The 26982-nt window shown below is 67.0% G+C and carries 27 protein-coding genes and 1 pseudogene; 19 read left to right on the top strand and 9 right to left on the bottom strand.

Translation table 11 applies throughout. From position 1 onward, the window contains the following. Positions 1-43: 43 nt before the first annotated feature. The 4 genes from F7Q96_RS13465 to F7Q96_RS13450 all read right to left on the bottom strand — a co-directional run bounded on the left by F7Q96_RS13465 (position 44) and on the right by F7Q96_RS13450 (position 4092). Positions 44-991 (bottom strand): oxygenase MpaB family protein, encoded by a 948-nt coding sequence (locus F7Q96_RS13465; RefSeq protein WP_151022826.1) that lies wholly within the window; start codon positions 989-991, stop codon positions 44-46. A 99-nt stretch (positions 992-1090) separates the two neighbouring features. Next, positions 1091-2113 (bottom strand): cytochrome d ubiquinol oxidase subunit II, encoded by a 1023-nt coding sequence (locus F7Q96_RS13460; RefSeq protein WP_151022824.1) that lies wholly within the window; start codon positions 2111-2113, stop codon positions 1091-1093. Continuing rightward, the gene (locus tag F7Q96_RS13455) at positions 2110-3489 is read right to left on the bottom strand and encodes a cytochrome ubiquinol oxidase subunit I (protein ID WP_151022822.1); all 1380 of its coding nucleotides are present in this window, start codon (positions 3487-3489) and stop codon (positions 2110-2112) included. Before F7Q96_RS13455 ends, F7Q96_RS13460 begins: the two co-directional genes overlap by 4 nt. Positions 3490-3495: 6 nt before the next feature. Then, positions 3496-4092, bottom strand: a complete 597-nt coding sequence (locus F7Q96_RS13450; protein WP_053823490.1) for a GbsR/MarR family transcriptional regulator — start codon at positions 4090-4092, stop codon at positions 3496-3498. 211 nt (positions 4093-4303) lie between these two features. Here F7Q96_RS13450 and F7Q96_RS13445 point away from each other — a divergent pair, with 211 nt between their 5' ends. From F7Q96_RS13445 to F7Q96_RS13405, 9 genes are all read left to right on the top strand, one after another. After that, on the top strand, positions 4304-5041 hold the full coding sequence (locus tag F7Q96_RS13445) for a response regulator (RefSeq protein ID WP_053823491.1): 738 nt from the start codon (positions 4304-4306) through the stop codon (positions 5039-5041). Further along, positions 5038-6411 (top strand): ATP-binding protein, encoded by a 1374-nt coding sequence (locus tag F7Q96_RS13440; protein ID WP_151022820.1) that lies wholly within the window; start codon positions 5038-5040, stop codon positions 6409-6411. The genes F7Q96_RS13445 and F7Q96_RS13440 overlap by 4 nt, the downstream gene beginning before the upstream one ends. A gap of 342 nt (positions 6412-6753) precedes the next feature. Further along, positions 6754-8958, top strand: coding sequence for a TonB-dependent receptor (locus F7Q96_RS13435; RefSeq protein WP_226995022.1), 2205 nt, complete (start codon positions 6754-6756; stop codon positions 8956-8958). Positions 8959-9060: 102 nt separating this feature from the next. Continuing rightward, positions 9061-9747, top strand: a complete 687-nt coding sequence (locus F7Q96_RS13430) for a Fe2+-dependent dioxygenase (protein ID WP_053823494.1) — start codon at positions 9061-9063, stop codon at positions 9745-9747. Further along, positions 9744-10835 (top strand): alpha-hydroxy acid oxidase, encoded by a 1092-nt coding sequence (locus F7Q96_RS13425; RefSeq protein WP_053823495.1) that lies wholly within the window; start codon positions 9744-9746, stop codon positions 10833-10835. Before F7Q96_RS13430 ends, F7Q96_RS13425 begins: the two co-directional genes overlap by 4 nt. A 161-nt stretch (positions 10836-10996) precedes the next feature. Continuing rightward, positions 10997-11530: a DUF2796 domain-containing protein gene (locus F7Q96_RS26825; RefSeq protein ID WP_158507278.1), complete on the top strand. Its 534-nt coding sequence runs from the start codon at positions 10997-10999 to the stop codon at positions 11528-11530. A gap of 5 nt (positions 11531-11535) precedes the next feature. Then, positions 11536-12264: an ABC transporter ATP-binding protein gene (locus tag F7Q96_RS13415; RefSeq protein WP_053823497.1), complete on the top strand. Its 729-nt coding sequence runs from the start codon at positions 11536-11538 to the stop codon at positions 12262-12264. Next, entirely contained in the window at positions 12261-13544 is a 1284-nt protein-coding gene (locus F7Q96_RS13410; RefSeq protein WP_053823498.1) for an ABC transporter permease, read from the top strand. Before F7Q96_RS13415 ends, F7Q96_RS13410 begins: the two co-directional genes overlap by 4 nt. 3 nt (positions 13545-13547) lie before the next feature. Then, a complete protein-coding gene (locus F7Q96_RS13405; protein WP_249041678.1) occupies positions 13548-14228 on the top strand; it encodes a DUF3299 domain-containing protein in 681 nt (226 codons plus the stop codon). 91 nt (positions 14229-14319) lie between these two features. On the opposite strand, the pseudogene F7Q96_RS13400 reads toward F7Q96_RS13405, so the two are convergent. After that, positions 14320-15054: pseudogene (locus tag F7Q96_RS13400) on the bottom strand (cytochrome c biogenesis CcdA family protein); the annotation flags it as partial. Positions 15055-15280: 226 nt separating this feature from the next. Between F7Q96_RS13400 and F7Q96_RS13395 the strand changes: the two are divergent. From F7Q96_RS13395 to F7Q96_RS13370, 6 genes are all read left to right on the top strand, one after another. Further along, a complete protein-coding gene (locus tag F7Q96_RS13395) occupies positions 15281-16024 on the top strand; it encodes a response regulator (RefSeq protein ID WP_053823500.1) in 744 nt (247 codons plus the stop codon). Further along, positions 16021-17322 (top strand): sensor histidine kinase, encoded by a 1302-nt coding sequence (locus F7Q96_RS13390; protein WP_151022818.1) that lies wholly within the window; start codon positions 16021-16023, stop codon positions 17320-17322. The genes F7Q96_RS13395 and F7Q96_RS13390 overlap by 4 nt, the downstream gene beginning before the upstream one ends. A 284-nt stretch (positions 17323-17606) precedes the next feature. Next, complete coding sequence (locus F7Q96_RS13385; protein WP_053823501.1) at positions 17607-17957, top strand: hypothetical protein; 351 nt, start codon at positions 17607-17609, stop codon at positions 17955-17957. Between the two features lie 66 nt (positions 17958-18023). Beyond that, positions 18024-18458, top strand: coding sequence for an organic hydroperoxide resistance protein (locus F7Q96_RS13380; RefSeq protein ID WP_053824546.1), 435 nt, complete (start codon positions 18024-18026; stop codon positions 18456-18458). 100 nt (positions 18459-18558) lie between these two features. Beyond that, positions 18559-19113 (top strand): thioredoxin family protein, encoded by a 555-nt coding sequence (locus F7Q96_RS13375; RefSeq protein ID WP_144425925.1) that lies wholly within the window; start codon positions 18559-18561, stop codon positions 19111-19113. A gap of 157 nt (positions 19114-19270) precedes the next feature. Continuing rightward, a complete protein-coding gene (locus F7Q96_RS13370; RefSeq protein ID WP_053823502.1) occupies positions 19271-20323 on the top strand; it encodes an asparaginase in 1053 nt (350 codons plus the stop codon). 19 nt (positions 20324-20342) lie between these two features. Here F7Q96_RS13370 and F7Q96_RS13365 read toward each other — a convergent pair whose 3' ends face one another. After that, positions 20343-20480, bottom strand: a complete 138-nt coding sequence (locus tag F7Q96_RS13365; RefSeq protein ID WP_174780590.1) for a hypothetical protein — start codon at positions 20478-20480, stop codon at positions 20343-20345. 49 nt (positions 20481-20529) lie between these two features. Between F7Q96_RS13365 and F7Q96_RS13360 the strand changes: the two genes are divergently transcribed. Then, positions 20530-21054, top strand: a complete 525-nt coding sequence (locus tag F7Q96_RS13360) for a carboxymuconolactone decarboxylase family protein (protein WP_053823503.1) — start codon at positions 20530-20532, stop codon at positions 21052-21054. A 173-nt stretch (positions 21055-21227) separates the two neighbouring features. Here F7Q96_RS13360 and nhaA read toward each other — a convergent pair whose 3' ends face one another. After that, entirely contained in the window at positions 21228-22466 is a 1239-nt protein-coding gene (gene nhaA / locus F7Q96_RS13355) for a Na+/H+ antiporter NhaA (protein ID WP_053823504.1), read from the bottom strand. A gap of 288 nt (positions 22467-22754) precedes the next feature. Next, positions 22755-23624, bottom strand: coding sequence for a DMT family transporter (locus F7Q96_RS13350; protein WP_053823505.1), 870 nt, complete (start codon positions 23622-23624; stop codon positions 22755-22757). A 162-nt stretch (positions 23625-23786) separates the two neighbouring features. On the opposite strand from F7Q96_RS13350, the gene F7Q96_RS13345 reads away from it, so the two are divergent. The 3 genes from F7Q96_RS13345 (at position 23787) to F7Q96_RS13335 (ending at position 26026) form a co-directional block, all read left to right on the top strand. After that, a complete protein-coding gene (locus F7Q96_RS13345; RefSeq protein ID WP_053823506.1) occupies positions 23787-24236 on the top strand; it encodes an Lrp/AsnC family transcriptional regulator in 450 nt (149 codons plus the stop codon). A 147-nt stretch (positions 24237-24383) separates the two neighbouring features. Further along, positions 24384-25001: a 2-hydroxychromene-2-carboxylate isomerase gene (locus F7Q96_RS13340; RefSeq protein ID WP_053823507.1), complete on the top strand. Its 618-nt coding sequence runs from the start codon at positions 24384-24386 to the stop codon at positions 24999-25001. Between the two features lie 41 nt (positions 25002-25042). After that, complete coding sequence (locus F7Q96_RS13335) at positions 25043-26026, top strand: NAD(P)H-dependent flavin oxidoreductase (RefSeq protein ID WP_151022816.1); 984 nt, start codon at positions 25043-25045, stop codon at positions 26024-26026. A 128-nt stretch (positions 26027-26154) separates the two neighbouring features. Here F7Q96_RS13335 and F7Q96_RS13330 read toward each other — a convergent pair whose 3' ends face one another. Beyond that, positions 26155-26883, bottom strand: coding sequence for an SDR family oxidoreductase (locus F7Q96_RS13330; protein WP_053823508.1), 729 nt, complete (start codon positions 26881-26883; stop codon positions 26155-26157). Between the last annotated feature and the right edge of the window lie 99 nt (positions 26884-26982).

Raw genomic sequence — 26982 nt, 5'->3', positions numbered from 1 at the left:
ACGCCTGCCGTGGAGCTGGGCGCCTGAGCCGATCAGCACTTGTCTAGCGCGGCGCCGCAGTGGCCCGCCGGCGGGCACGCGCTGCCAGCCCGCCGCCGAGCGACCAGCGCAGCGTGGGTGCCAATACCCGCATGCCGGCGAGCGACAGCGGCCGCCGCAGCGCGCTGGCGCTGGCGCCCGCCAGCCCGAGCTCGCGCCGCACCCAGTCCGGCAGCAGCGCGATGCCGGCATCGGCCATGATCCGTACCGCAGGCACCAGCAGCGGATTGGCCACCGGCATCTGCATCACCAGCCGCACGACCTCATGGGTCCGCTCGGTCACCAGCAATTGCGGTCGCATCTTCCGCAGGTACGCCGCGATCTGGTCGCGCGAACGCGGCACTTCGGTGGCGCCCAGCAGTTCGGCGACCAGCGCCACCTCGTCGTAATAGCGATCCTGCTCGGCGGCGGACAGCGGACGGACATAGCGCAGATAGGCGGCGAGGAAGCTGGAGACCTCGGCCACGTGGACCCAGGTCAGCAGTTCGGGATCGCTGGCCGCATAGGCGCGGCCGTCGGGCGCGGTGCCGGTGACGCCAGTGTGGATGCGGCGCACCCGTTCGATCAGGCGCATCGCGTCGGCGCGGTTGCCATAGGTGGTGCCGGCAATGAACTGGGCCGTGCGGCCCAGCCGCCCCTGCATGTCGGTACGGAAGCTCGAGTGATCCCAGACCCCGGCCAGCGCCAGCGGGTGCATCGTCTGCATCAGCAGCGCGCTGACGCCGCCGGCCAGCATCGCGGGAAAGTCGCCATGCACGCGCCAGCAGACCGCATCGGGCCCGAACAGGCCCGGATCGCCGGGGGGATTGTCGTAGTCCAGCGTCAGGCCGGAGTTGCTGCGGGTCAGCGCGCGAACATGCGCGCCGGCCTGTTCGCGCACGCGGCGGACCACACCGCCCGGGCGCGATGCCGCGGTGTTCAGCCCTTGCCTGCTTCCTTCACTGCCCTTCATGCCTGCCTGATCTCGTACCGCCTTCGGTGAAAGGCCAACTCGCCTGAATCGGCCTGAATCAGCCTGAAACAGCCTCCTGAATCAGCCTCCTGAATCAGCCTAATAGTAACGAAGGTCGGTGGCCTTGCCCCAGAACACGCGATACGCGTAGATCGTGTAGCCGAGGATGGTGGGCAGCACGATGACCGCGCCGATCAGGATCACCGCCAGCGATTCCGGCGCGCTGGCGGCCTGCCAGATGTCGAGCTGGTCGACCACCAGGTAGGGGAACAGGCTGTAGGCCAGGCCGTTGAACGCCATCAGGAAGATCACCGCGGTGCCGACGAAGGGTACCCAGGCCAGGCGGTCGTTCCCGGCCTTCTGCAGCGGGCCCATCCGCCGCAGCAGCCGGTCGATCACCACGAACAGCGCGATCGTGATAAGGGGAATCGGCGCCAGCAGGATGATGTTCGGCAGCGAGAACCACTTGTCGAAGATCCGCTCGCTGACCAGCGGCGTCACCACCGAGATGGCGGCCACGCCCACACCGGTCAGCCACAGGCTGCGCCGGGCCCAGTAGATTGCCCGCGCCTGCAGGCTGCCGGTGGTCTTCATGATCAGCCAGCTGGCGCCAAGCAGGCAGTAGCCCGCGACCAGGCACAGGCCGACCACCACCGCGAACAGCAGGTCGAGCCAGCCGTACTCGAAGCCGGTGATATAGAGGCCGAGCATCAGGCCCTGCGAGAACGAGGCCAGCAGCGAGCCGCCGTAGAAGGCCCAGTTCCACCACGGCTTGTGGTGGGCGCGCGCCTTGACGCGGAAGTCGAAGGCCACGCCGCGCAGGATCAGGCCGGCCAGCATCAGCGCGACCGGCAGGTACAGATTGGTCAGGATCACGCCGTGCGCCATCGGGAAGGCCGTCAGCAGCAGGCCGACGCCGAGCACGCGCCAGGTTTCGTTGGCATCCCAGAACGGGCCGATCGACGCGATCATCGTGTCCTTGTCCGCGTCGTCGGCGCGCCGCAGCAGCACGCCGACACCGAGGTCGTAGCCGTCCAGGATCACGTAGATCAGCATCGACAGCCCCATCAGGGCCAGGAAGACCAGCGGCATCCAGCCGGCGGGTTGGGACAGGTCGGTCATTGCGCGCTCCGTGGCTTGCCGCCGATGACGGGTTGAGGGGTTTCGATTTCCGGCTCGTCGATGGCCGGATCGGTGCCGGCGCGGCGGGCCAGATAGAACACCACCGAGACATAGGCCGCGATCAGCAGCAGGTACAGCGACAGGTACATCACCAGCGTCGAGCCGACCATCGTCGCCGGCACCTTCGAGGCGGCCTCGGCGGTGGTCAGCACGCCGTAGACCAGGTAGGGCTGGCGGCCGATCTCGGTGACATACCAGCCGGCCACCAGCGCGACCCAGCCGGAGAAGGTCATCGCCAGCAGCATGCGGGCCACGCCCCTGGACGGCTCGCCGCGCCGCCTGAACTGCCAGGCCGCCAGCCAGGAGACCAGCAGCATCAGCATGCCGACGCCGACCATGATGCGGAAGGCGAAGAACACCGGCGCCACGGGCGGATGCTTGCCGGGGAACGCGTCGATGCCCTTGACCTCGCCGTCGAAGGTGTGGGTCAGGTAGAAGGACGCCAGCTTCGGGATCGAGATTTCCCAGTCGGTGCTCTGGGTCACCGCATTGGGCCAGCCGAACAGCACGGCCGGGACGCTGGTGCCCGTGGTCCAGATGCCTTCCATCGCCGCGATCTTGGCCGGCTGGTGTTCCAGCGTATTGAGGCCATGCAGGTCGCCGACGACGATCTGCAGCGGGATCAGCACCGCCGCGACCATCACGCCGGTGCGCATGGTCGAGCGGACCTCGGGCGAGCGGTCGTTGCGCAGCCAGCGGTAGGCCGAGATGCCCGCCAGCAGGAACGACACCGTCAGGCCCGAGGCGATCAGCATATGGGTCAGGCGGAACGGGAACGATGGGTTGAAGATCACCTGCAGCCAGCTGACCACGTGGGCCTTGCCGTCGATCATCTCGAAGCCGGCGGGCGTCTGCATCCACGAGTTCAGCGCCAGGATCCAGAACGCCGACAGCGTGGTGCCGCCGGCGACCAGCAGCGTGGCGATGGTATGAGTGCGATTGCTGACCCGGCGCATGCCGAACAGCATGATGCCGAGGAAGGTCGCTTCCAGGAAGAACGCGGTCAGCACCTCGTAGGCGAGCAGCGGTCCGGCGATGTTGCCGACCGTCTCCATATAGCCCGGCCAGTTGGTGCCGAACTGAAAGCTCATCGTGATGCCGCTGACCACGCCCAGCGCGAAGGTCAGCGCGAACACCTTGACCCAGAAGCGGTAGGCCGCCATCCAGCGTTCGTCGCCCGTCTTGCCGTAGCGCAGCTTGAAGAACAGCAGCACCCAGCCGAGCGCGATGCTGATGGTGGGGAACAGGATGTGGAAGGTGATATTGGCGGCGAACTGGATCCGCGCCAGCAGGATCGGGTCGAGCGACGACAACATGGGGCACTACTCCTTCTTGGTGCGAGCCGGCTTGCGCTTGCCTTCGGCGGGTTTGCCGCCGACGGCCCCGGATAGCTTGTCCTTCACTTCCAGCAGCTTAGTCACGCGGGAGCCCAGTCGCATTAATTTTTCCAAAGTGGCGATATCAAGCTTTTGCATATCGTTGAACCAGCCCGTCACCAGCAGGATCAGCTCGTACATCTCCTGCATGCGCCGCTGGGCGTGCTTGTCGTCTGGATCGGACGGCGTTTCGAGTTGAACTTCCCGCAACATCGACAAAGTCGGGTCGATCTCCCGGCGGCGGCGTTCTTCGGCCAGGGTCCGGAAAATGGCCCAGACATCGTCCGGGGCCGAGAAGTACTCGCGCCGGTCGCCCGGCTGGTGCGAAAGCCGTACCAGGTTCCACGACTCCAGTACCTTCAGGCCAATGCTGACGTTGGAGCGTGAGAAACCGAGCGACTCGGCAATCTCGTCGGCATTGAGCGGGCGCGCCGCGGTAAACAGCAGCGCGTAGATCTGGCCGACGGTGCGATTGATGCCCCAGCGGCTTCCCATTTCGCCGAAATGCAGAACGAAGCGCTGGACCAGGGGCGAGAGTTGCATGTTTGTCTGTTTTGAATTTTCAGTAATTTCTGAAAGTTTAGAACGGAACGTCGATGCTGGGCAAGCGAGGCCGCGGCAGTGCGACCGGGTGTCGCAGTCGTTGCCGAACCGCGTGCCGCAGCCGGGTGCCCCGGCCGGTTGCCGAGCCGCCAGGCCACCTCACGGTAAAATGCGATAACGATTCTCGTTTATTGATAGCAGTGTGAGCACAATGGACCCCCGTCCCAGCATCCTGATCGTCGACGATCACAAGGACATACGTGATCCCTTGTCGACTTACATCAGGCGCTTCGATTTTGACGTAGAGGCCGTGGCCGACGGCAAGGCGATGCGCCAGCGGCTCGAAGCGCGCCGTTACAGCCTGATCATCCTGGACATCATGCTGCCCGGCGAGGACGGGCTGTCGCTGTGCCGTTACGTGTCCGAGCATGTGGGAACGCCGGTGATCCTGTTGACCGCGATGACGGAGCAGGCCGACCGGATCGCCGGTCTGGAGATCGGCGCGGCGGACTATGTGGTCAAGCCCTTCGATCCGCGCGAGCTGGTGGCCCGCATCCGCAGCGTGCTGCGACGCAACCGCGTGCCGGAGGCGCGCGACGCGAGCGATGCGCCCGCGCCCCGGGAATACCGTTTCACGTTCTGCGGCTGGACCTTCGATACGAGGACGCGGGCGCTGCGCAATCCCAGCGACGAGGAGGTTCCGCTCAGCACCGCCGAATTTCATCTGCTGCGGGCGCTGATCGAGAACGCCAACCGCGTGCTGAGCCGCAGCCAGCTGCTCGACATGACGCAGCGCTCGGGCACGATGACGTTCGACCGCAGCATCGACAGCCAGGTCAGCCGCCTGCGCAAGAAGCTCGAACCCGATCCGCGGCATCCCGGCATGCTGAAGACGGTGCGCGGCGACGGCTATCTGCTGGCGACCAAGGTGTCGGTGCTGCCCTCATGAAATGGTTCCCGCGCAGCCTGTCGGGCCAGCTCGTGGCCCTGTGGCTGCTGGCGATGCTGGCCGCCCATGTGTTCGCCGTGGTCGCGCTGTCGTGGTGGCGCGCCGACAATGTCACGCTGCATCCGTTGTCGGTGCGGACCATCGAGACGCGGATCCTTTCGGCCTACCGGCTGGCCAGCCGATCCGCCGATGCCGATGCCTTGCTCGCGGACATCAGCCTGCCGGATTCGACGTTCGGCCTGGCCGCGCACGCCTTGCCGGACCCGTACGGGATGGGCGAGCAGGAGCGGGCGATCGCGCAGCGCCTGCGCGGCCTGCTCGACGTGGCGGACAACGTACCGGTCCACGTGCGCCTGCAGCAGGCCGAACCCGAGCGGGGCGGGCAACGCGGCGGCAACTGGCTGGAACAGGCGTTCAGCAGAACCCACGCGCTGGCGCTGGACGTCGAGGTCCAGCTGCCCAATGGACGCTGGCTGCGCAGCCGGCACTGGCCGACGATGGTGCCGGCACACTGGTCGCGCGTGCTCAGTTTCTCGCTGCTGGTCGGCATGCTGCCGACGGCGCTGATCGCGCTGCTGTTCGGGCGGCGGATCATGCGTCCGCTGCGGTTGCTGACCGAGGCCTCGAAGCGCGTCAGCCGCGGCGAGCGGGTCATCCTCCCCGCACCGGACGGGCTCAGCGGCGTGCGCGAGATTACCCGCGCATTCAACGACATGCAGGAGAGCCTGGCTCGCTTCGTCAACGGGCGGACCCAGATGTTCGCGGCCATCGGGCATGACTTGCGCACGCCGCTGACCTCGCTGCGGATCCGGGCCGAGCTGATCGATGACGGCGAGCTGCGCGACGCGATGGTCAAGACGCTGGACGACATGAGCGTGATGGTCGAAGGCGCGCTGCAGTTCGCGCGCGACGATGCGCTTCAGGAGCCGACCCAGGACGTTCGCTTCGATGAACTGATCCAGGAAATCGTCGATCAGCAGACGATCCAGGGGCGCGCGGTGCGCTGCGAAACGCGGCCCGATCCGGGCCTGTTCTATCGTTGCCGCCCCGTCCATCTGAAGCGCGGGCTGAGCAACATCATCGACAATGCCGCGCGCTACGGCGAGGTCGGCATTCGCGTGGTGGCCGACAAGATCGGGCACACGCTTCGCATCGAGGTCGACGACAAGGGGCCGGGCATCGACCCCGAGCATCTGGAGCGGGTGTTCGAGCCGTTCACGCGGCTTGACTCCGCGCGCAGCGCCGATACCGGCGGGCTTGGCCTGGGCCTGGCCATCGCCCGTTCGTGCATCCGCGCCCACGGCGGCGACGTTACGCTGCACAACCGTGCCGAAGGCGGCCTGCGGGCCGTGATCGAGCTGCCGAACTGAGGCGGCAGTCACCAGGGGCGCCCGCCCTTGAGGCCGGTACGGTTCAATTGTGGCGAATTGTGTCAACTCGTCCTGGCTGCCATCGTTCGCCACAAATCAACAAACGCCGGCAACATCAAATGGTAATGATTCGCATTTTGATTGTTGCTGAATGCCTGCCGTTGCGGCAGCGCCGAAATGCAGTGTTCACCTCTTTGACGGGGAGGGTGCGCATGGTTTCCAGCGGAGGCTCGGCAGCGTCATGTCCGTTGTCCTTCTCTGGAGTCCTCCGTGCAGCAAAGAAAAATAGCGAACGCCATCCGTCTGTTGGTTTCAGGCGCATCCGCGGGTCTGGTGATTTCGGTGTCGACGATCCCGCTCGTCGCCCACGCGCAGGCGGGCGCTGGTGAGGACGCGGCCGGCCGACGCGCCGACACCGGCGGCAACGTGCTGCCCCAGGTGACGGTCTCCGGCGACGCGATCCAGAACACCAATGACGCGCCGCTTGGCATCTCGCGCCTGCCGGAAACGGTTCGGGAAACGCCGAAGACGATCAACGTGGTGCCGCAGGAGGTCATCGAGCAGCAGCACGCCACCTCGCTCGAACAGATCCTGAAGAACGTGCCCGGCATCACGATCTCGACCGGCGAGGGCAACGGCGGCCAGAACGGCGACCAGTTCCGCATTCGCGGCCTGTCCGCCAAGGGCGACATCTATGTCGACGGTCTGCGCGATTTCGGCGCCTACAAGCGCGATGCGTTCAATACGGAAAGCGTCGAGGTGATCAAGGGACCGTCCGGCGAAAGCTTCGGCGTCGGCAACGTCGGTGGCCTGATCAACCAGACCACCAAGAAGGCGAACCTGCATACCAGCACCAGCATCGATCAGGGCTTTGCCACCGAAGACACCTACCGCACCACCGTCGACAGCAACTTCCGCCTGAACGACACGTCGGCGCTGCGCATCAACGGCATGTTCCAGAACGGCCGCGTGGCCGACCGCGCCCACGTCGGCGACGACCGCCGCGGCCTGGCGATCGATTTCGGCACGGGCCTGGGTACCAGCACCGAATGGCACCTGAACTATTCGTACCTGCGCCGCACCGGCGCGCCGGACTTCGGCGTGCCCGTCGCGCAGGGCGCCGATGGCATCTACCGTCCGCTGACCGAGTACGGCGTGCCGGGCATTTCCTCGTCGACCTCGTACGTGCGCAATACCGACCGCGACCGGACCGATGCGCATGTGGTGTCGTCCAACTTCAAGACGAAGCTCGACAACGGCATCACGATCAGCAACGACACCCGCTTCAGCTACTACGAACGCGACTTCTCGGCGACCAATCCCGCCGGCATCAATGCCGCCAACCTGCAGCGGCTGCTGGCCGGGCAGAACGTCGCGCTGTCATACGGCGCCGGCGGCGGCATGACCTATCTGCAGCGCGGCTGGGGTGTCCAGAACGTGCTGAGCGCCCGTGGCGAGTTCATGACCGGCAGCCTGCGCCACAAGGCGATGGTCGGCCTCGACACGATCTACCAGCGCGACCATCGCAGCCTGGGCACGTGGACCGGCCGCAACAACAACCAGACCGTCGTCAATCCGGTGTTCGACAACAGCCCGAACGCGACGGTCGCGTACGGCAATACGCGCGACGCCAATGCGACCAATGTCGGCGTGTTCATGAACGACCGCGTCTGGCTCAACGACAAGTTCTCGCTGCTGGGCAGCCTGCGCTGGGACTACTTCCAGAGCGAATTCTCGACCAGCGCCTCGACGCTGGGCGGCAAGGCCGACTCGAAGAAGCTGAGCCCGTCGATCAGCGCGATCTGGGAGCCGACCAGGGACGCGATGTTCTACACCTCGTTCTCGCGCACCTACCGGCCGGTGGGTACCGATATCGCGGTGGCGGTCGGCGGCGTGGCATCGGAAGTGCCGCAGAACGGCGTCGGCAACGAGCCCGAGCGTTCGGACACCATCGAGGTCGGTGCCAAGGTGGACTTCCTCGACAAGCGTCTGGGCCTGACCGGCGCGATCTTCCAGACGAAGAAGGCCAACGCCTACACGGTCGATCCGGTGACCGGCGACATCACCAACGGCTTCTCCGATTCGGGCGAGGGCCGCAAGATCCGCGGCGTCGAGGTGGGCTTGAGCGGCCGCATCGTCGGCGGCTGGACCGCCAATGTCGCCTATGCCTACCTGAGCGGCGAGGTGACCTCGGCCACCAACGGCGCCATCGTCGGCAATGCGGCGCCGGGCGTGTCGCGCCACAACGTCACGCTGTGGACAGCCTATGACATCCCGCACACGCTGCTGCCCGTGCCGGGCAAGCTGACCATTGGCGGCGGCCTGCAGTACGCCACCGGCTACTGGGCCGATTCGGCGAACACCGCGAAGATGCCGGACAACTTCTCGCTGGACGCGATGATCGCGTACAAGGTCGGCAAGTACCGGATCTCGCTGAACGGCTACAACCTGACGGACCATCTGAACTACCAGTCCTCGTTCGGCGCCGTGCGCGCGGTGCCCACCTCGCGCAGGACGTTCCTGCTGAACGTCGGCATGACGTTCTAAGCGGAGACGAAGGGGCCGGCTGTCTGCGGCCCCTTCGGCTTTCCGGGAAGCCGCTAGAATCGGGGCTTCCGCCGCCCCGCCTTTCCTCCCGCCAACGCTGCCATGCTGGTCCAGATCCCCGACGTCCTGACCCCCGAAGAAATCCGGTACTGCCGGCAACGCCTCGAGCGCTCGCAATGGGTCGATGGACGCGTGACCGCCGGCGACCTGGCGGCGCAATCGAAGCACAACCTGCAGATTCCGGTCGACAGCGCCGAGGCGCGCGAGCTGGGCGAGCTGGTGCTGACCGCATTGGGCCGCAATCCCACCTATCATTCGGCCGCGTTGCCGCTGCGCGTCATGCCGCCGATGTTCAATCGCTACGACAGCGCGATGAACTTCGGCACGCACGTGGACAACGCGATCCGCACCGTTCCGGGAACGGGCGGCATGCGCATTCGCGCGGATGTCTCCAGCACGCTGTTCCTGTCCGATCCCGACGAATACGAAGGCGGCGAGCTGGTGATCCAGGACCTCTACGGTTCGCACACCGTCAAGCTGCCGGCTGGCCATCTGGTCGTCTATCCCGCCTCGTCGTTGCACGCGGTCACGCCGGTCACCAGCGGGACGCGCTGGGCTTCGTTCTTCTGGGCGCAGTCGATGGTCAAGGACGACGGCCAGCGGCGCATGCTGTACGAGCTCGATCTCGCGATCATCGAGATCCGCAAGCAGCTGGGCGATGACAAGGACGCCGTGCTGGCCCTCGTCAATCACTATCACAACCTGCTGCGGCGCTGGGCCGAGCTGTGACGCGCTGGCAGATCCCCGCCGACACCGTCTCGCTGCGCGATTACGAGCGGCGCTTCCACGAACGGGTGGAGCCGGGCGTGCGCGCCTATGTCGCGGGCGCCGCCGCGGACGGCATCACGCAGCACGAGAACGGCGCCGCGTTCGAGCGGCTGCGGCTGATGCCGAGCGCGCTGGTCGATATGTCGCAGGCATCGGCACGCCGTACGCTGTTCGGCGAGGCGCTCGACTACCCGATCCTGATCGCGCCGACGGCCTTCCATCGGCTGGTGCATCCGGAAGGCGAACTGGCGACGGTGCAGGCCGCATCGCTGACGCGCACGTGGATGACGGTCAGCACGCAGGCCAGCGTCACGCTCGAGGCGATTGCGCGGGCCTCGACGGTGCCGCTGTGGTTCCAGCTGTATTTCCAGCCGCGGCCGCAGGATACGGCCGATCTGGTGCGCCGGGCCGAACAGGCCGGATACAGGGCCATCGTCGTGACCATCGATGCCGTCGTCAGCGGCATCCGCAATATCGAGCAGCGCGCGGGCTTCCGCCTGCCGGGCGATGTCGGGGCCGTCAATCTGGCGGGCTATGCGCCGGCCGAGCCGGTCAGCGCCAGCAACGGCAGCCCCGTCTTCCGCGGCATGCTGAAGAGCGCGCCGACATGGCGGGACATCGAGGCGCTGTGCCGGCAGACCTCGCTGCCGGTGCTGGTCAAGGGTCTGCTCAACCCGCGGGATGTGGAGCCGGCCCTGAACGCCGGGGTTGCCGGCATCGTCGTCTCGAACCATGGCGGCCGTACGCTGGACACGGTGCCGGCGACGGTCGATTGCCTTCCGGCCATCGCCGCGCAAGTCCGGGGCAGGGTGCCCCTGCTGCTGGATGGCGGCATCCGGCGCGGCACGGATATCGTCAAGGCGATCGCCCTGGGCGCGACGGCCGTGATGGTCGGCCAACCGGTGCTCCATGCCCTGGCGGTGGGCGGCATGCCGGGCGTCGCGCATATGCTGACGTTGCTGCAGGCCGAGCTCGAAGTCGCGATGGCGCTGACGGGCCGGCCCACGCTGGACGCGATCGATGCATCCGTGCTGGCGCCGCCGCGCTAGTGGTGCGAGGCGGGGGCCGGCACGGGAACTCTACTGATAATAAGTTATCATTAATCGATCGGTGTACGCAGCCCAACGCGTGCACGCATTTCTCCCACCCGGCCGATGGACGGGTTTCGCAGAAGGACGATCGACACGTGTATTCGCTACTCCCGCGCTTGTTGTCCGCCATCGCGCTCGTCGCGACGACCTTGGCCGGCCACGCGCACGCCGCCGAGCCGCATGTTCATGGGCAGGCCACGCTTGATGTCGCGGTGGAAGGGCCGGTGCTGTCGATCGCGCTGGCATCGCCGCTGGACAATGTGTTCGGCTTCGAGCGCCTGCCGCGCACCGACGCCGAGCGGGCGAAGGTCCGTCAGGCAACCGCGACCCTGCGCGACGGCGCGGCGTTGTTCCGGCCTTCTCCCGAGGCCGACTGTCGCCTTGAGGCCGCGCAGGTCCATTTCGGCAAGCTGCATCACGGCCTGACCGGCGAGGGGGAAGCCCCACACGGACAGCCGCAGGCGGGGCACCAGCATGCGGATCTCGATGCGGATTACCGCTTCCGCTGCGCGCGGCCCGAGGCACTGCGCTCGCTTGAGGTGCGCGTGTTCCGCCTGTTTCCAGGCGTCAGCCGGATTGCCGCCCAGCTTGCCGCCGAGACGCGTCAGTCGGGCGCGACGCTGACGCCGGCACAGCCGCGCCTGCGCTGGTGAGGGCCATGGCTGAAGCGATCGCGCACGCGCAGCACGGCGAGCCGCTTGTGGTGGCCGAGAACGTGGTCTTTCGCTGGCCCGGGCGCGAAGGCGGCGCGCTGTCGCTGCCTGCCTTCGAACTGGCCCACGGCGAGCATCTGTTCGTGTCCGGCCCCAGCGGCAGCGGCAAGACCACGCTGCTGTCGCTGCTGGCCGGGGTGGTGTCGCCACGCCAGGGCATCATCCGCGTCGCCGGAATCGACCTGGCGGCGCTGCCGGCGGCCGGGCGCGACCGCTTTCGCGCCGACCACATCGGCATCGTCTTTCAGCAGCTGAACCTGCTGCCCTATCTGTCCGTGCTCGACAACGTGCTGCTGCCGTGCCGCTTCTCCGCGAGCCGCGAAGCGCGCGCCCGCGAGCAGGCCGGTGGCGCGACCGAGGCGGCCGGCATGCTGCTGCAACGGCTCGATATGCCGGCCCGCTTGTGGCGGCGTCCCGCCGCACAGCTGTCGGTGGGGCAGCAGCAGCGCGTCGCCGCGGCGCGCGCGCTGCTGGGCCGGCCCGCGCTGATCCTGGCCGACGAGCCCACGTCGTCGCTGGATGCCGCCCGGCAGGCCGCCTTCATGACGCTGCTGCAGCGGGAGTGTCGTGCGTCCGGCGCGGGGCTGGTGATGGTCAGCCACGATGACCGGCTGGCGTCCGGCTTCGACCGGCGCTTCGCGATGCCGGCGGCGCGCGAAGAGGAGCCGGCATGATCGCGCTGATGTCGATCGCCGCGCGCAGCGCCTGGAACCGCCGCGCCAACCTGGTCTGGATGGTGATCGCGATCGCCTTGTCGACCGCGCTGCTGCTCGGCATCGAGCGGGTCCGGCATCAGGTGCGCGCGAGCTTCGCGCAGTCGGTGTCGGGCACGGACCTGATCGTCGGCGCCCGCACCAGTCCGATCCAGCTGGTGCTGTACGCGGTCTTCCGGCTCGGCGGCGCGACCAACAACATCGGTTGGGACAGCGTGCGACGCCTTGCCGCCCACCCGCAGGTCGCATGGACGATCCCGCTTTCACTTGGCGATTCGCATCGCGGCTTTCCGGTGCTGGCGACCACGGCCGGGTATTTCGAGCATTTCCGCCATGGCGACGGCCGCGCGTTGCGGCTCGCGCGGGGCCGGCCCTTCGACGACCGCCTCGATGGCATGTTCGACGCGGTGCTCGGCGCCGAGGTTGCCCGTCGGCTGGGCTATCGTATCGGAGAAAAGATCGTGCTGACCCATGGCGATGCGGCCGCCCCGGGCGCGCTGCGCCTCGAGCACGAGGACAAGCCCTTTACCGTGGTCGGTATCCTGGCGCCAACCGGAACGCCGGTCGATCGCACCATCCATATCGGCCTGGAGGCGATGCAGGCGATCCATCTCGATTTCCAGGGCGGCACACGGGTGCCCGGCGCGGCGATCGCTCCGGAACACCTGCGCCGCTTCGATCTGACGCCCGACAGCGTCACCGCGGTGCTGGTCGGCCTGAAGCTGCGCTCGCGCGTCTTCGCGCTGCAGCGGGAGATCGCCCAGGACACGCGCGAGCCATTGATGGCGGTGCTGCCCGGCGTGGCGCTCGACGCGCTGTGGGACCTCGTCGATATCGCCGGCAATGCGCTGCGCGCCGTGTCGGCGATGGTCGCGGTGATCGGACTGGCCGGACTGGCCTCGTCGATCCTGGCCGCGCTGGGCGAGCGGCGGCGCGAGCTGGCAATCCTGCGGGCGGCCGGGGCGCGGCCGCGCGATATCCTGGCATTGCTCGCCATCGAGGGCATGATGCTGATGCTGGCCGGCGTCGCCGCGGGCGTGGCGCTGCTGTCGCTGACCAGCGCGCTGCTGGCCGGTTGGCTCGAGGCGCGCCTGGGCGTGGCGCTGCCGGTATCGTGGCCCAGCCTGGCGGAATTGCCGCTGCTGGCCGCGCTGGTCGTGGCCGGGTTTGCAGCAAGCCTGCTGCCGGCATGGCGGGCCTACCGCCTGAGCCTGGCGGACGGGCTCAATCCGAGGACATAAAAGATGACAGGGCAAACGCCAGGCAATCCGCGGCGCCGCAAGTGGCTGCTCGCGGCAGGCGGCGTGGCGGGGGTGGCGGGCCTGAGCGCCGCGGGGCTCTGGTCGATCCGCGGCCGCGGCGATTCGGCCGGGCCGCCGTCTGCGGCGCAGCGGAAATACGCGATCGGCGAAACGCTGCACCGCGAGCCGCCGCCCACGACGCCCGCGCCCACGACCTATCGCGAAATCGAATGGGACGCCCTGCTGCCGAAGGGCTGGGACCCGCTGGCGCCGCTGAAGGGCCTCGATCTGGCACAGATGGAAGATGGCGATCCGCGGGCGCAGGCAGCGCTGGAGAAGGCCAAACAATACTGGCAGGAAGCGCCGGTCGAACCTTCCCTCGATGGATCGCCGGTGCGCCTGCCCGGCTTTGTGGTGTCGCTGGGCGGCGAGGGCGAGGCGATCCGCGAATTCCTGCTGGTGCCGTACTTCGGCGCCTGCATCCACGTGCCGCCGCCGCCCGCCAATCAGGTCGTCCACGTCCAGGCGAAGGCGCCGCTGCAGGGTATCCGCACGATGGACACCGTGTGGATCGAGGGCCTGCTGCGCGTCGAGCGCGCCGAGACGGCAATGGGCGACAGCGGCTACGCGATGCGCGACGCGCGGGTGGAGCCGTACCTGGAACCGAGGCGCGAGCGGCCCTGATCGGAGGTCGATCGCCCAAGGGGCGGACCTCGTTGGGCGCCACTGGGCCTCGTTCCCTGGTCAAGCGCTAGTGCGCACCGGCCGGCAGCCCGACCGCATCGACCAACACCTGTTCCAGCCACGCCGGCCCGTTGGTGGACAGGCGGGCGAGCAAGCCCGTGTCCGCCCCGGTGCCGATTGCCAGCACGCCGCCCAGCACGGCCAGGCCCAGCACGCGGCGCAGCCATTCGGTGGCGCCCATCGAACGCTTCATTGCCGCCAGCACGCGGCCGCCGATGCCCAGCGCCGCGGCCAGCGAGGTCGCGGCCCCGGCGGCGTAGGCCAGCAACGCCAGCGACGTCGATACGCTGGCGCCGTTCAGCGCGGCGCCGGTCAGTACCAGCCCGAGGATCGGGCCCGCGCACGGGGCCCACAGCATGCCGGTGGCGGCGCCAAGGCCCAGCGAGCCCCATATGGTGCCGGCACTGCCACCACCACCCCTGCCGCTGCCAGCGCCACTGCCGTCGGCCAGGCGGTTGCCGAGCGCCACCAGCGGATGCGCCAGCGCATCCGCCAGCCGGGGCAGCAGCAGCGCCAGCCCGAAGACCGCCAGCAGTACCAGCGCGGCGATGCGTCCGTATTCGTTGGCCTGAACGACCCAGGCGCCGCCGGCCGACGCCAGCGACACCACGGCGGCGAAGGTCAGTGCCATGCCGGCCAGCATCGGCAGCGTGCCGCGCAGAAAGGGCTGTCCGGACCGGCTCAGCACAAAGGGCAGCACCGGCAGGATGCAGGGACTGAGGATGGTCAGGGCGCCGCCAAGGTAGGCGAGAATCAGCAGGGTCATGATCGTATCTCCAGGAAAAAGGGGTTGGCTTGCCCTCGATCAGACCCGGCCCGCGTCGCTGCGATGTGTCGTGAAGCGGCGAGTTTGTACCGCAGTGTGAGGCCACGCCGGCCGGATACATTGCGATACACGCGGATTTGCCGTCCCCATACAATGCCGGGGCGGCAGGCATGGCGGCACGCCGGTCGCGCACAGCTCGCTCTCCTTCAATCTGCCGGTGACAACAATGGACGCTCACGTCGACCATATCCTCATCGTCGATGACGACCGGGAAATCCGGGAACTGGTCTCGACGTATCTGACCAAGAACGGTCTGCGCGTGACCGTGGCGCCCGACGGCCGCCATATGCGTGCCTTCCTGGATGCCAACACGGTCGACCTGATCGTGCTCGACGTGATGCTGCCGGGCGACGACGGCCTGGTGCTATGCCGCGAGCTGCGCGCCGGCAAGCACAAGGCCACGCCGGTGCTGATGCTGACCGCGCGCGACGACGAGACCGACCGCATCGTCGGTCTCGAAATGGGCGCCGACGATTACCTCGCCAAGCCGTTCGCCGCACGCGAGCTGCTGGCCCGCATCAAGGCGGTGCTGCGCCGTACCCGCATGCTGCCGCCCAATCTGCAGATCACCGAGGCAGGACAGATCCTCGCCTTCGGCACGTGGCAGCTCGATACCACCGCGCGCCACCTGATCGACGCCGAGGGCACGATCGTCGCGTTGAGCGGCGCGGAATACCGGCTGCTGCGCGTGTTCGTCGACCATCCGCAGCGCGTGCTCAATCGCGACCAGCTGCTCAATCTGACGCAGGGCCGGGAGGCGGAGATGTTCGAGCGTTCGATCGACCTGCTGGTCAGCCGGCTGCGCCAGCGCCTGAACGACGATGCGCGCGAGCCGAGCTATATCAAGACGGTGCGCAGCGAGGGCTATGTCTTTGCCTCGCCGGTGGAGATCCGCGAGGCCCGGCAGTGAGCGCGCCCCGCTGGGCGTGGCCGCGCACGCTGCGATCGCGGCTTTTCCTGATCCTGCTGGCCGGCCTGGTGGTCGCCCACGGCCTGTCGTTCGCCGTGCTGTTCTCCGAGCGCTATATGTCGGCGCGGCAGGTGATGCTCGGCACGCTGGAGACCGATGTCGCGACGTCGATCGCGATCCTCGACCGGGTGCCGGCGGCGGAGCGGCCCCAGTGGCTGCCCCGCGTCAATCGCGGCAACTATCAGTACATCCTTGGCACCGGGCTGCCGGGCGTGCCCGAGATGACCGCGCGCGGCAGGGATATCGCCGAGCGGATCACCGAAGCAAGCGGAGGCCGCTTTCCGGTGCGGGTGGAATCGATTCCCGGCGACGGCAAGCGCGTGCAGGCCCATCTGACGCTGAGCGACGGCAGCCCGTTGACCATCGACGTGCATCCGCGCATGACGCCGATCGCGCAATGGCTGCCTTATGTGCTGGTGCTGCAGTTGCTGTTGCTGATCCTGTGCTGCTGGTTCGCCGTGCGGCTGGCGATCCGGCCGCTGGTCGCGCTGGCCGATGCCGCCGACGCCCTCGATCCGAACACCCAGCCGGCGCCGCTCGACGAGACCGGCCCCACGGAATTGGCCCGCGCCGCGCGCGCGTTCAACGCGATGCGCGGCCGCATCGCGCGCTTTGTCGAGGAACGGGTGCAGATTCTCGCCGCGATCTCGCATGATCTGCAGACGCCGATCACGCGGATGAAGCTGCGTGCCGAGATGGCCGATGATTCGGACGACAAGCGCAAGATGCTGAACGACTTGTCCGAGATCCAGACGCTGGTCCAGGAAGGGCTGGCGTATGCCCGCAGCGCGCATGGCGACGGCGAGAAGCCGTCGCGGCTCGACCTGGGCTCGTTTGTCGAGAGCCTGGCCTACGATTACCAGGACACCGGCAAGGCCGTCACGGTGCTGCAGAACGCCGGCGGGGCCATCGTCACGCGCCCGCATGCATTGCGGCGCGTGCTGACCAATCTGATCGACAACGCGCTGAAGTTCGGCGGGTCGGCGGAATTGAGCGTGCGCCGGGACGGGGACCGCGTGGCCATCGAGGTGCTCGATCGCGGTACCGGCATCCCCGACGACCAGCTCGAGGCCGTGCTCAAGCCCTTCGTGCGCCTGGAACAGTCCCGCAGCCGCGAAACCGGCGGTACCGGCCTGGGTCTGGCGATCGCCCACGAGCTGACTGCCGCCATCGGCGGCACGCTGACGCTGCGCAATCGCGAGGGGGGCGGCCTGGCGGCCGAAGTCAGGCTGGGCTGACGCCCTGGCCCGTCTCACCCGTCATTCCCGCGAACGCGGGAACGACCAAGAGCGCAGGCAATTCGATCGGCCCTTCGGGGCCGATTTTTTTGCCCGCTTTGTATGCTTTTGTATCTCGCCTGCGCGGCGATACGCACCCAGACAAAAACGGCCCTTGCCCGCTACGGGCGCGATACGTGGGTCGCCTTGAATGACATCCGTGGCCCGGCGCTGAACGACAACGAAGCGATCCGGACCGCGCGATACCAAGCCTCAACGCAATCTCTCTTTCAAAGGAAACCATCATGACCGCCCAATTCGCCAAGCGCCTTGTTCTCGCCCTGTCGCTCGCCGCCGCTGCCGTCGGCGCGCAAGCCGCCGGCTTCGCCCAGCCCGGTGCTCGGGACCCGTACACCGAAGGCGCCCGTTCGGTGGCCGATGCACGCGACCCGTACAGCAGCGGCGCCCGCTCGGCGCAGGAGCCGCGCAGCGTCTACAGCGACGGCGCGCGCCAGACCGACCCGTACAGCGACGGTGCCCGTCAGTTCGACCTGTACACCGACGGTGCCCGTACGCTGGCCGGACAGGACCGCACCGGCGTCTCGGCCGAACCTGCGCGCAGTGTCGATCCGTATCTGGACGGCGCCTACGCCTGACCGTCCGGCAAGCGAAATCACCATCATCGAACGCAACCCATGGATCGAACCAGCGAGGAAACCGAAATGACCCAGACGACCCACGCAGCCCCGATCGACAAGGTGCTGTACACCGGCAAGACCCGCACCACCGGCGGACGCGACGGCGAGGCACACAGCGACGACGGCCGGCTGAGCATCAAGCTGTCGCCGCCGGGAAGCAAGGGCGCCGGCACCAACCCGGAGCAGTTGTTCGCCGCAGGCTGGTCCGCCTGCTTCATCGGCGCGTTGGGCAAGGCCGCCGGCAAGCTGAACGTCGCGCTGCCGTCCGCACCGTCGGTCGACGCCGAGGTCGACCTGGCCATGGCCGGCGAGGCCTTCCTGCTGCAGGCCCGTCTGCACGTCCATATCCCCGGCGTCGACAGCGGCATGGCGCGGGCTCTGGTAGAGACGGCGCACGGCATCTGCCCGTACTCGAAGGCAACGCGCGGAAACATCCACGTGGAGACCGTGCTGGTTTGAGCGTGTAACGGCCTTCCTGCCGGTCAACTGACCGGCAGTGGCCTGCCAGCCCAGTCCGCAACCCGCCTCCTCTCATCCATTTCGATCCGTCCGACATATCATGCGCACGCTCCTCGCTTCCACATTGGCCGCCGCCGGCATCGCCGCGGTCTGTTTCATCGGCAATGGCGCCAACGCCGTGGGTTCCACCGGTGGCGCCACTATTCCCCATCAAACCAGGGCGCCCGAATTCGTCGGCATCGACCGCTGGCTGAACTCGCCGCCGCTGTCGATGGAGGGCCTGCGCGGCAAGGTCGTGCTGGTCGACTTCTGGACCTATTCCTGCATCAACTGCATCAACACGCTGCCCTACATCAAGCAGTGGCACGACAAGTACAAGGACCAGGGGCTGGTCGTGGTCGGCGTGCATACGCCCGAGTTTCCGTTCGAAAAGTCGACCGCCAACGTCCAGGCCGCGATCAAGCGCTTCGATATCCGCTATCCGGTCGCTCAGGACAATGGCTATGCGACATGGTCGGCTTATCACAACCGGTACTGGCCCGCGCTCTATCTCGTCGATGCGGAAGGCAAGATCGTCTACCAGCATTTCGGCGAGGGGCAGTACGCGGAAACGGAGGCGGCGATCCGCAATGCGCTGGCGCAGCGCAAGCAATAGCGGTCCTGTCCCCGCCGGGGCGTCGAGCAGCGCCCCGGGAATCCGGGGAGTCGCCCGGATGGCGCGGGGCGGCAAGATGTGGCCCAATGCAAGCGAACCCGTCCGTCCCCCAAGGGACTGAGCCGGGTTCCGATAATCACATCCCAGGAGACTTCGAATGAAGCCAAGCCGCGCCCTGCTCAGCATGCTGCTGTTTGCGTCAGCCACTACCACTTCGTTCGCGCAGAACAAGCCGGTCGTGCAGTTCATCGCCACCGGCGGCACCATCGCGATGAAGATCGACCCGGTCAAGAATGCACCGGTACCCGCGATCTCGGGCGACGACCTGCTGGCCACGGTGCCCGACATCGGCAAGTACGCCACCATCCAGGTCAACAATCTGTCCAACGTGCCGTCCGACTACATGGATCCGCCGCGCTGGATCGCGCTGACCAGGGCCGTGCAGGCTTCGCTGGATCGGCCGGACGTGGCCGGCGTCATCGTGTCGCACGGCACCGATACGCTGGAAGAAACCGCATACTGGCTTGACCTGACCGTGCGCTCGGACAAGCCCGTCGTGCTGATCGGCGCGCAACGCAATGCCTCGTCGCCCGACTTCGATGGGCCGCGCAATCTGCTCAACGCCGCGCGCATCGCCGTCGACGAGCAATCGAAGGGCAAGGGCGTGATGCTGGCGATGAACAACCAGATCAATGCCGCCCGTTACGTCACCAAGACCCACACCGCGAACGTCGAGACGTTCAACTCGGGCGACTTCGGCTTTATCGGCGAGGTGTATCCCGATCGGGTCATCTACAGCAGCACGCCATCGCGCCGCCAGCATATTCCGATCCAGACCGACAAGATGCCCGAAGTCGAAATCGTCGCGATGTACGGCGGTGCCGATGGCGCGGCGCTGCGCAACGCCGTCGACCGTGGCGTCAAGGGCATCGTGGTGCAGGCGCTCGGCATGGGCAACATGAATCAGCCGATGTTCGAAGCCGTCAAATACGCGCTGTCGAAGAAGGTGCCGGTCGTGATCTCGACCCGCGTGCACAACGGACGCGTCCTGCCGAACTACGGCTTCGTCGGCGGCGGCAAGACCAGCTTCGACGCCGGCGCAGTAATGGCCGACGATCTGAAGCCGGCCAAGGCGCGCATCCTGCTGATGCTGCTGTTGCAACGAGGCGTGACCAGCCAGGCCGACCTGCAGGCGGCGTTCAGCCGGTAAGGGCAGGACCGCAGCAACGCTACGCGGCCGGTGGCCAGATCCATCCCGGCCACCGCCGCTTCAGCCGGTCGGCGACGATGCCGACCTCCACCATGGCCTGCGCCGCAATTTCCGACGGCGGCGAGGTCTTGCGGCTGACCAGGCCAACGGACCGCACCGGTCGGTCTCAAGCTTCGCCATTTCACTACGCCACTACGAACATCAATATGGCCGCCATTCCCTACGCCGATCTGTCGGCGCCCGACATCCAGCCGCTGGCCGAGCGGATTGCCGCCGAGCGTGGCAGCGTGCTGCATCTTTATCAGATGCTGCTGCACGCGCCGCCGGTGGCCGAAGGCTGGCTGACCTATCTGACCGCGATCCGCCAGAAATCGAGCTTGCCCGGCGCGCTGCGCGAAATGGTGATCATGCGCGTGGCGATCCTGAACGGCGCGTCGTACGAGGCCGACCAGCATGCGCCGATCGCGCTGAAGGAGGGTATGACGCAAGCCCAGCTCGATGCGTTGCCCGCCTGGCGCGACAGCACGCTGTTCGCCGATGTCGAGCGCGCGGTGCTCGCCTACACCGACGCGATGACGCGCGACATTCGTGTCGAGCCGGCTGTGTTTGCGGAGATCGCGCGGCACTTCTCGCACCGGCATGTGGTCGAGCTGACCGCGACCATCGCGGCGTACAACATGGTGTCGCGCTTCCTGGAGGCGCTGCAGGTGCATTCGCACGACGAGAGGTAGCGTTGTGCCTGGGGGCTGCCCTCTCCCCCCGCCCGTCTCCCGCGAGCGGGAGAGGTGAGAAAACCTCGAGCACACTCATGGGACAAGGGTGCCGCTCCGCCGCTGCGCGGCCTTCCTCTCCCGCAATCGGGAGAGGGGCCGCAGTGGGCAGGGCGGAACAACCCCTCTGGGGCTCAGCGCCCCGAGGGGGCGTCCGGCTGCGATACCGGATCGGCCTCGAAGTCCATCGTATCCATATCGACATCGGACGCCACCGGCTTGCCGAACAGCTTCAGCCAGACGAAGCCCAGCACGCCCGCGCTCAGCGATGCCAGCAGGATCGCCATCTTCGATGCATTGATCACGCCCGGCTCGCCGGTAAAGGCCAGGTTGGTGATGAAGATCGACATCGTGAAGCCGATACCGCCCAGCAGGCCCGCGCCGAAGACATGCCGCCAGCGCAGGTCCAGCGGCAGCTTGCAGATGCCGACGGCCACCGCGACGAAGCTCAGGATCGTGATGCCCAGCGGTTTGCCGACCATCAGTCCGGCCAGGATGCCCAGGCTGTTCGACGAGGCCAGCTCCTGCGCCCAGTCGCCGCCGATCACGATGCCGGTATTCGCCAACGCGAAGATCGGCAGGATCACGAAGGCCACCGGCCGGTGCAGGAAATGCTCGAGCCGATGCGATGGCGATGCGGCGTCGTCCTGGCGGCCGGAGAACGGAATCGCGAAGGCCAGCAGCACGCCGGCAATCGTCGCGTGCACGCCGGACTTCAGCATCAGGAACCACATCAGCACGCCGCCCAGCAGATAGGGAATCAGCGACATCACGCGCAGCACGCGATTCATGAACAGCAGCGCGCCGAATACCGCAAGGGCGCCGGCCAGATAGACGAATGCCAGCTCGGCCGTGTAGAACAGCGCGATCACGATGATGGCGCCGAGGTCGTCCATCACGGCGAGCGCGGTCAGGAATATCTTCAGCGACGCGGGCACGCGGCTGCCGAGCAGCGCCAGCACGCCGAGCGCGAACGCGATGTCGGTCGCCATCGGAATGCCGATGCCAGCCTGCGTCGGCGTGCCGCCGTTGAATCCGAAGTGGATCAGTGCGGGAACCGCTATGCCGCCGGCCGCCGCGACGATGGGCAGCAGGGCATTGCGGAGGCTGGACAGTTCGCCGTTGTACAGCTCGCGTTCGAGTTCGAGGCCGATCAGCAGGAAGAAAATGGCCATCAGCGCGTCATTGATCCAGTGCTCGACGCTGAGGCCCGCGACTTTCACATGCCACAGGTGGAGGTACTGATCGCCGACCGGCGAATTGGCCAGTATCAGCGAAACGACGGTGCAGGCGATCAGCAGGATGCCGCCCGCCTTCTCGGACTCGAAAAAGCGCTGGAACGTATTGGAGAGTCGTCTTTGTACGATTGCCATGGGACCTCTCTTGGGAAGCTATACCGGGATGGAAGCGAATGGGATTGCGCGCGCGCAGACGCCGCGGCTTCCGTTGCCGGGAGGCGCGGAAGGCGGCGTTACGTGACAGCGCGTGGGAGCGGTGAGTCGACCAGGGGAATGGTCCGGATGAGGGTGGTGCATGCATCGGTCGCGGAAAAGCCGCGTGGCGGCCCGACCGACGCTAATCCTGCCACCCCGTGGGGTGAGCACCCGGGCCGAAGTATACCGGAACGGGGTGGCAGGAGGGCAGAGGCGTCGCCGAAGGGATCAGCCCTTGGCCGCGGCGGCGCCGCGCTTGCCGGCAAACGGCAGCCGCCATCCCAGCGTCATGCCCGCGGCCGCGATCAGGATCGCCGCCGCACCGGCCCACTGCGCCCAATCGAGGCGCAGACCGAAGGCGACCATGTCGACGACGATCGCGACCACGGGATAGACGAAGGACAGCGCCGCCGTCATCGCCGTCGACAGCTTCTGGATTGCGCCATACAGCAGGATATAGACGAGCCCGGTATGGACCACGCCGATCGTCGCCAGCATCGGCCACGAACCGTCATAGGCCGCCAGGTCCGACAGATTGGCGAACGGTGCCAGCATCGCCATGCCGACGCAGGCCTGGATCAGCGCGATCAGATGCGGCGGCACGCCGGACAGGCGCTTCGTGATGATGGCCGCCACCGCGTAGAAGAAGGCCGCTCCCAGCGCCAGCGCGATGCCTCCGAGATAGTCGGTGGCACCATGGCCGTGGTCCGGCTTGGCCTGGACGATCATCAGCACGCCCGAGAAGGCGATCAGCAGCCAGGCCAGCTTGGTCAGCGTGATGCGCTCGGAAAACAGCAGCGCGCCCAATGCCACCAGCATGAACGGCTGCGTGTTGTAGACCGCCGTCGCGATCGAAATCGATGCGCGCGGATAGGCCGCAAAGAGCAGCAGCCAGTTCATCACGATGGCCACGCCGCCCAGTGCCGCCAGGCCCAGCGTGCGCCAGGTCAGCTGACGCAGCATGCCCAGCGCGGCGCAGACCGCCAGCAGCGTCAGCGCGCCGAACAGGCAGCGCCAGAACACGACGTCGCGGATCGGCTGTCCGGACTCGACCACGAACCAGCCGATGGTGCCGGACAACACCATCGAGGCCGTCATTTCGGCAGTGCCGCGTAGGGAATTCACCGTCTTTCTCCTGAAGGCTGAATGGTGTTTAGAATCGCATGAGGAGGGCCGCGATTCTATATGGTTTGTTAGGCTGGATGGGGTCCATTCCTGTATTTGGAAGGCATATCGCCTGATCGCCTAAGGAAGATAAAAATGCTCGACGATGTCGATCGGCGCATCCTTGCCGTGCTGGCAGAGGACGCCCGGATTTCACTGAAGGAACTGGCCGCCCGTGTCGGGCTGTCTTCGCCGAGCACTTCGGAACGGCTCAAACGCCTGGAAGAACGCAAGGTCATTCGTGCCTTCACCATCGATATCGATCCGGCCGCGCTTGGTTATCCGCTGCAGGCGATCGTTCGTATCCGCCCGCTGCCCGGCAAGCTCCATATCGTGCAAAAGCTGATCGCCGACATTCCGGAGATCGGCGAATGCGACAAGGTGACCGGCGAGGATTGCTTTGTTGCCCGCCTGTATGTGCGTTCAATCGAGGAACTGGATGGTCTGCTGGATCGGGTCGCGCAAATGGCCGAGACCAATACCTCGGTGGTCAAGGCCAAGGTGGTGCCCAAGCGCGGCGCGCCGATCGGGGAGAGCCGCGGCTGACGCCTGCGCGGCTGGTGCGCCCGGACTGCATGGTGGAACGGACGCGGAAAGCCTTGCCAAACACCCGCACGACGGTACATTGTTGGCGGAGAACGAGCCGGCGAAGCCGATCGGCAAAAGAACCACCATCGGAGATGGAGACAAGCAATGCGTACCGTCAACGCACAGTTCCTGTTCGATTTCGGCAGTCCCAACGCCTATCTGGCGCACAAGGTCCTTCCGGCCATGGAAGCGCGCACCGGGGTGACCTTCGAATACGTGCCGATTCTGCTCGGTGGCCTGTTTCGGCTGACCGGCAACCGTTCTCCGATGGAGGCGTTTGCCGGCATCAGGAACAAGCCGGAATACGGGCAGCTGGAAATGCAGCGCTTTATCCGGCGACATGGCCTGACCGCGTTTCGAATGAATCCCCACTTTCCGGTCAACACGCTGCAGATCATGCGAGGCGCAATCGCGGCAAATCGCGATGGCAGCTTTGCGCGCTATGTCGATGCGGTCTTCAGCGCGATGTGGGAGCGTGGATTGAAAATGGACGATCCAGCCGTGATCGAATCCGTGCTGAACGAAGCCGGACTGAATGGTGCCCTGTTGCTGGAGGCGATCACTCAGCCGGCCGTCAAGGAAACGCTGCTCGGCAATACGCAGCGCGCATTCGAGCGTGGGGCATTTGGCGCGCCGACCTTCTTCGTCGGCGACGAGATCTTCTTCGGCAAGGACAGCCTGCGCGATGTCGAAGAGGAAATCATCCGCGTGCGCGCCGCCTGATTCGCGCCCTGCCTTTCCACCCGTTCGGAGGCTTCCTGCCCATGAAAACACGCATCACTGAACTGTTCGCGATCCGCTATCCGATCATCCAGGGCGGCATGCATTTCGTCGGCCTTGCCGATCTGGCGGCGGCCGTCTCCAATGCCGGCGGCCTGGGCATCATCACCGCGCTGACGCAGCGCACGCCCGAGCTGCTGGCCAGGGAGATCGCGCGCTGCCGCGAGATGACGGACCAGCCGTTTGGCGTCAACCTGACCTTTCTGCCGACGTTCTCGGAGCCCCCCTACGCGGAGTACATTGCGGCCATCGCCGAAGGTGGCGTGCGTATCGTCGAGACCGCGGGCCGCAGTCCCGAACAGTACATGCCGGCGTTGAAGGCGGCCGGCATCAAGGTGATTCACAAATGCACGTCGGTGCGTCACGCGCTGAAGGCGGAGAAGATCGGCTGCGATGCGGCCAGCGTCGACGGCTTCGAGTGCGGCGGCCATCCGGGCGAGGACGACGTGCCGAACATGATCCTGCTGCCACGGGCCGCCGAAGCACTGAAGATTCCGTTCGTCGCGTCGGGCGGCATGGCCGACGGCCGCAGCCTGGTGGCCGCGCTGGCGCTGGGCGCGGACGGCATCAACATGGGCACGCGCTTCCTGGCTACCGAGGAAGCGCCGGTGCATGCGAACGTCAAGCAGGCGATCGTCGAAGCGAGCGAGCTCGATACGCGGCTGATCATGCGGGCGCTGCGCAATACCGAGCGGGTGCTGAACAATGGCGGCGTCGAGCGGCTGCTGCAGATCGAGCGCGAGAAGGGCGCCGACCTCAAGATCTCGGATATCTACGACCAGGTCGCCGGTATCTATCCGAAGGTCATGGTGGAGGGCGATGTCGAGGCGGGGGCCTGGAGCTGCGGCATGGTGGCCGGGCTGATCCACGACATCCCGAGCGTCAAGACGCTGATCGACCGGATCGTCAACGAGGCCGAGCAGCTGACGTTCCAGCGGCTGGCGGGGATGTTCGATAGCGGGCGCTGAGCGGCAGGCGGCTGCGGGTATCCAGGCGTCCAGGCCACTGGGTTTCCGCGTGCGCGGGGCGACGTAGCTCGCCTCGTGCAAGCGTCGCTATCGTTCCCGCCAGCGCCGGGACCGAGCGACTCAGTCCGTTACCAGCCTTCGATCCAGGGCCGCAGATCGAGCTCGTGCGTCCACGCGTCGCGCGGCTGCTGGTGCAGCATCCAGTAGGCGTCGGCGATGTGCTCGGGATTCAGGATGCCGTCGCGATCCTTCAGCGCATAGCGCTCGGGGAAGTTCTCGCGGATGAACGCGGTGTCGATCGCGCCGTCGATGATCGGATGGGCAACATGGATGCCCTGCGGTCCCAGCTCCTTCGCCATCGACTGCGCCAACGCGCGCAGGCCGTGCTTGGCGCCCGCAAACGCCGCGAATCCGGCGCGTCCGCGCAGGCTGGCGGTCGCTCCCGTAAAGAAGATCGAACCGCGGCCGCGCGGCACCATCACCCGCGCCGTCTCGCGTCCCATCAGGAAGCCCGCGAAGCAGGCCATCTCCCAGACCTTGAAGTAGACGCGGGCCGTCGTGTCCAGCACGTCGAAGCGGACGTTCGCGCCGATGTTGAACACCGCCACCTCGATCGGCGCGATCTCCGCCTCGATGCGCTGGACGAGGCTCGTCATTTCCTCTTCCTTGCGGGCGTCCGAGCCGAAGGCATGGGCGATGCCGCCCTCGGCTTCGATCTGCGCGACCAGCGGCGCCAGCTTGTCGGCGTTGCGCCGGGTCACGCAGGCGATATAGCCTTCGCGGGCGAAGCGCCGCGCAATTGCACCGCCGGTCGCATCGCCGGCGCCGATGACAAGGATGGCCTTCTTTTGGGGCATGGTGTCTCCTTCGGGGCGGCCTGGCACCGCCGTTCATCCCGGCGGCAAGCCGATCGAGTTGTATTTGCAACGCCGGATAGTGTCCGCGATTTTGCCGAA

This window comes from Cupriavidus gilardii (assembly GCF_008801915.1).
GTDB classification, from domain to species: domain Bacteria; phylum Pseudomonadota; class Gammaproteobacteria; order Burkholderiales; family Burkholderiaceae; genus Cupriavidus; species Cupriavidus gilardii.
Note: the sequence above shows the minus strand (reverse complement) of the source record. Positions and strands in the feature narration are given on the sequence as shown.

Bases quoted from the DNA above. Each gene is read 5' to 3' on its own strand.
- F7Q96_RS13465 (WP_151022826.1), bottom strand. From the start codon at position 991: ATGAAGGGCAGTGAAGGAAGCAGGCAAGGGCTGAACACCGCGGCATCG.
- F7Q96_RS13460 (WP_151022824.1), bottom strand. From the start codon at position 2,113: ATGACCGACCTGTCCCAACCCGCCGGCTGGATGCCGCTGGTCTTCCTG.
- F7Q96_RS13455 (WP_151022822.1), bottom strand. From the start codon at position 3,489: ATGTTGTCGTCGCTCGACCCGATCCTGCTGGCGCGGATCCAGTTCGCC.
- F7Q96_RS13450 (WP_053823490.1), bottom strand. From the start codon at position 4,092: ATGCAACTCTCGCCCCTGGTCCAGCGCTTCGTTCTGCATTTCGGCGAA.
- F7Q96_RS13445 (WP_053823491.1), top strand. From the start codon at position 4,304: ATGGACCCCCGTCCCAGCATCCTGATCGTCGACGATCACAAGGACATA.
- F7Q96_RS13440 (WP_151022820.1), top strand. From the start codon at position 5,038: ATGAAATGGTTCCCGCGCAGCCTGTCGGGCCAGCTCGTGGCCCTGTGG.
- F7Q96_RS13430 (WP_053823494.1), top strand. From the start codon at position 9,061: ATGCTGGTCCAGATCCCCGACGTCCTGACCCCCGAAGAAATCCGGTAC.
- F7Q96_RS13415 (WP_053823497.1), top strand. From the start codon at position 11,536: ATGGCTGAAGCGATCGCGCACGCGCAGCACGGCGAGCCGCTTGTGGTG.
- F7Q96_RS13410 (WP_053823498.1), top strand. From the start codon at position 12,261: ATGATCGCGCTGATGTCGATCGCCGCGCGCAGCGCCTGGAACCGCCGC.
- F7Q96_RS13405 (WP_249041678.1), top strand. From the start codon at position 13,548: ATGACAGGGCAAACGCCAGGCAATCCGCGGCGCCGCAAGTGGCTGCTC.
- F7Q96_RS13395 (WP_053823500.1), top strand. From the start codon at position 15,281: ATGGACGCTCACGTCGACCATATCCTCATCGTCGATGACGACCGGGAA.
- F7Q96_RS13385 (WP_053823501.1), top strand. From the start codon at position 17,607: ATGACCGCCCAATTCGCCAAGCGCCTTGTTCTCGCCCTGTCGCTCGCC.
- F7Q96_RS13380 (WP_053824546.1), top strand. From the start codon at position 18,024: ATGACCCAGACGACCCACGCAGCCCCGATCGACAAGGTGCTGTACACC.
- F7Q96_RS13375 (WP_144425925.1), top strand. From the start codon at position 18,559: ATGCGCACGCTCCTCGCTTCCACATTGGCCGCCGCCGGCATCGCCGCG.
- F7Q96_RS13370 (WP_053823502.1), top strand. From the start codon at position 19,271: ATGAAGCCAAGCCGCGCCCTGCTCAGCATGCTGCTGTTTGCGTCAGCC.
- F7Q96_RS13360 (WP_053823503.1), top strand. From the start codon at position 20,530: ATGGCCGCCATTCCCTACGCCGATCTGTCGGCGCCCGACATCCAGCCG.
- nhaA (WP_053823504.1), bottom strand. From the start codon at position 22,466: ATGGCAATCGTACAAAGACGACTCTCCAATACGTTCCAGCGCTTTTTC.
- F7Q96_RS13350 (WP_053823505.1), bottom strand. From the start codon at position 23,624: ATGACGGCCTCGATGGTGTTGTCCGGCACCATCGGCTGGTTCGTGGTC.
- F7Q96_RS13345 (WP_053823506.1), top strand. From the start codon at position 23,787: ATGCTCGACGATGTCGATCGGCGCATCCTTGCCGTGCTGGCAGAGGAC.
- F7Q96_RS13340 (WP_053823507.1), top strand. From the start codon at position 24,384: ATGCGTACCGTCAACGCACAGTTCCTGTTCGATTTCGGCAGTCCCAAC.
- F7Q96_RS13335 (WP_151022816.1), top strand. From the start codon at position 25,043: ATGAAAACACGCATCACTGAACTGTTCGCGATCCGCTATCCGATCATC.
- F7Q96_RS13330 (WP_053823508.1), bottom strand. From the start codon at position 26,883: ATGCCCCAAAAGAAGGCCATCCTTGTCATCGGCGCCGGCGATGCGACC.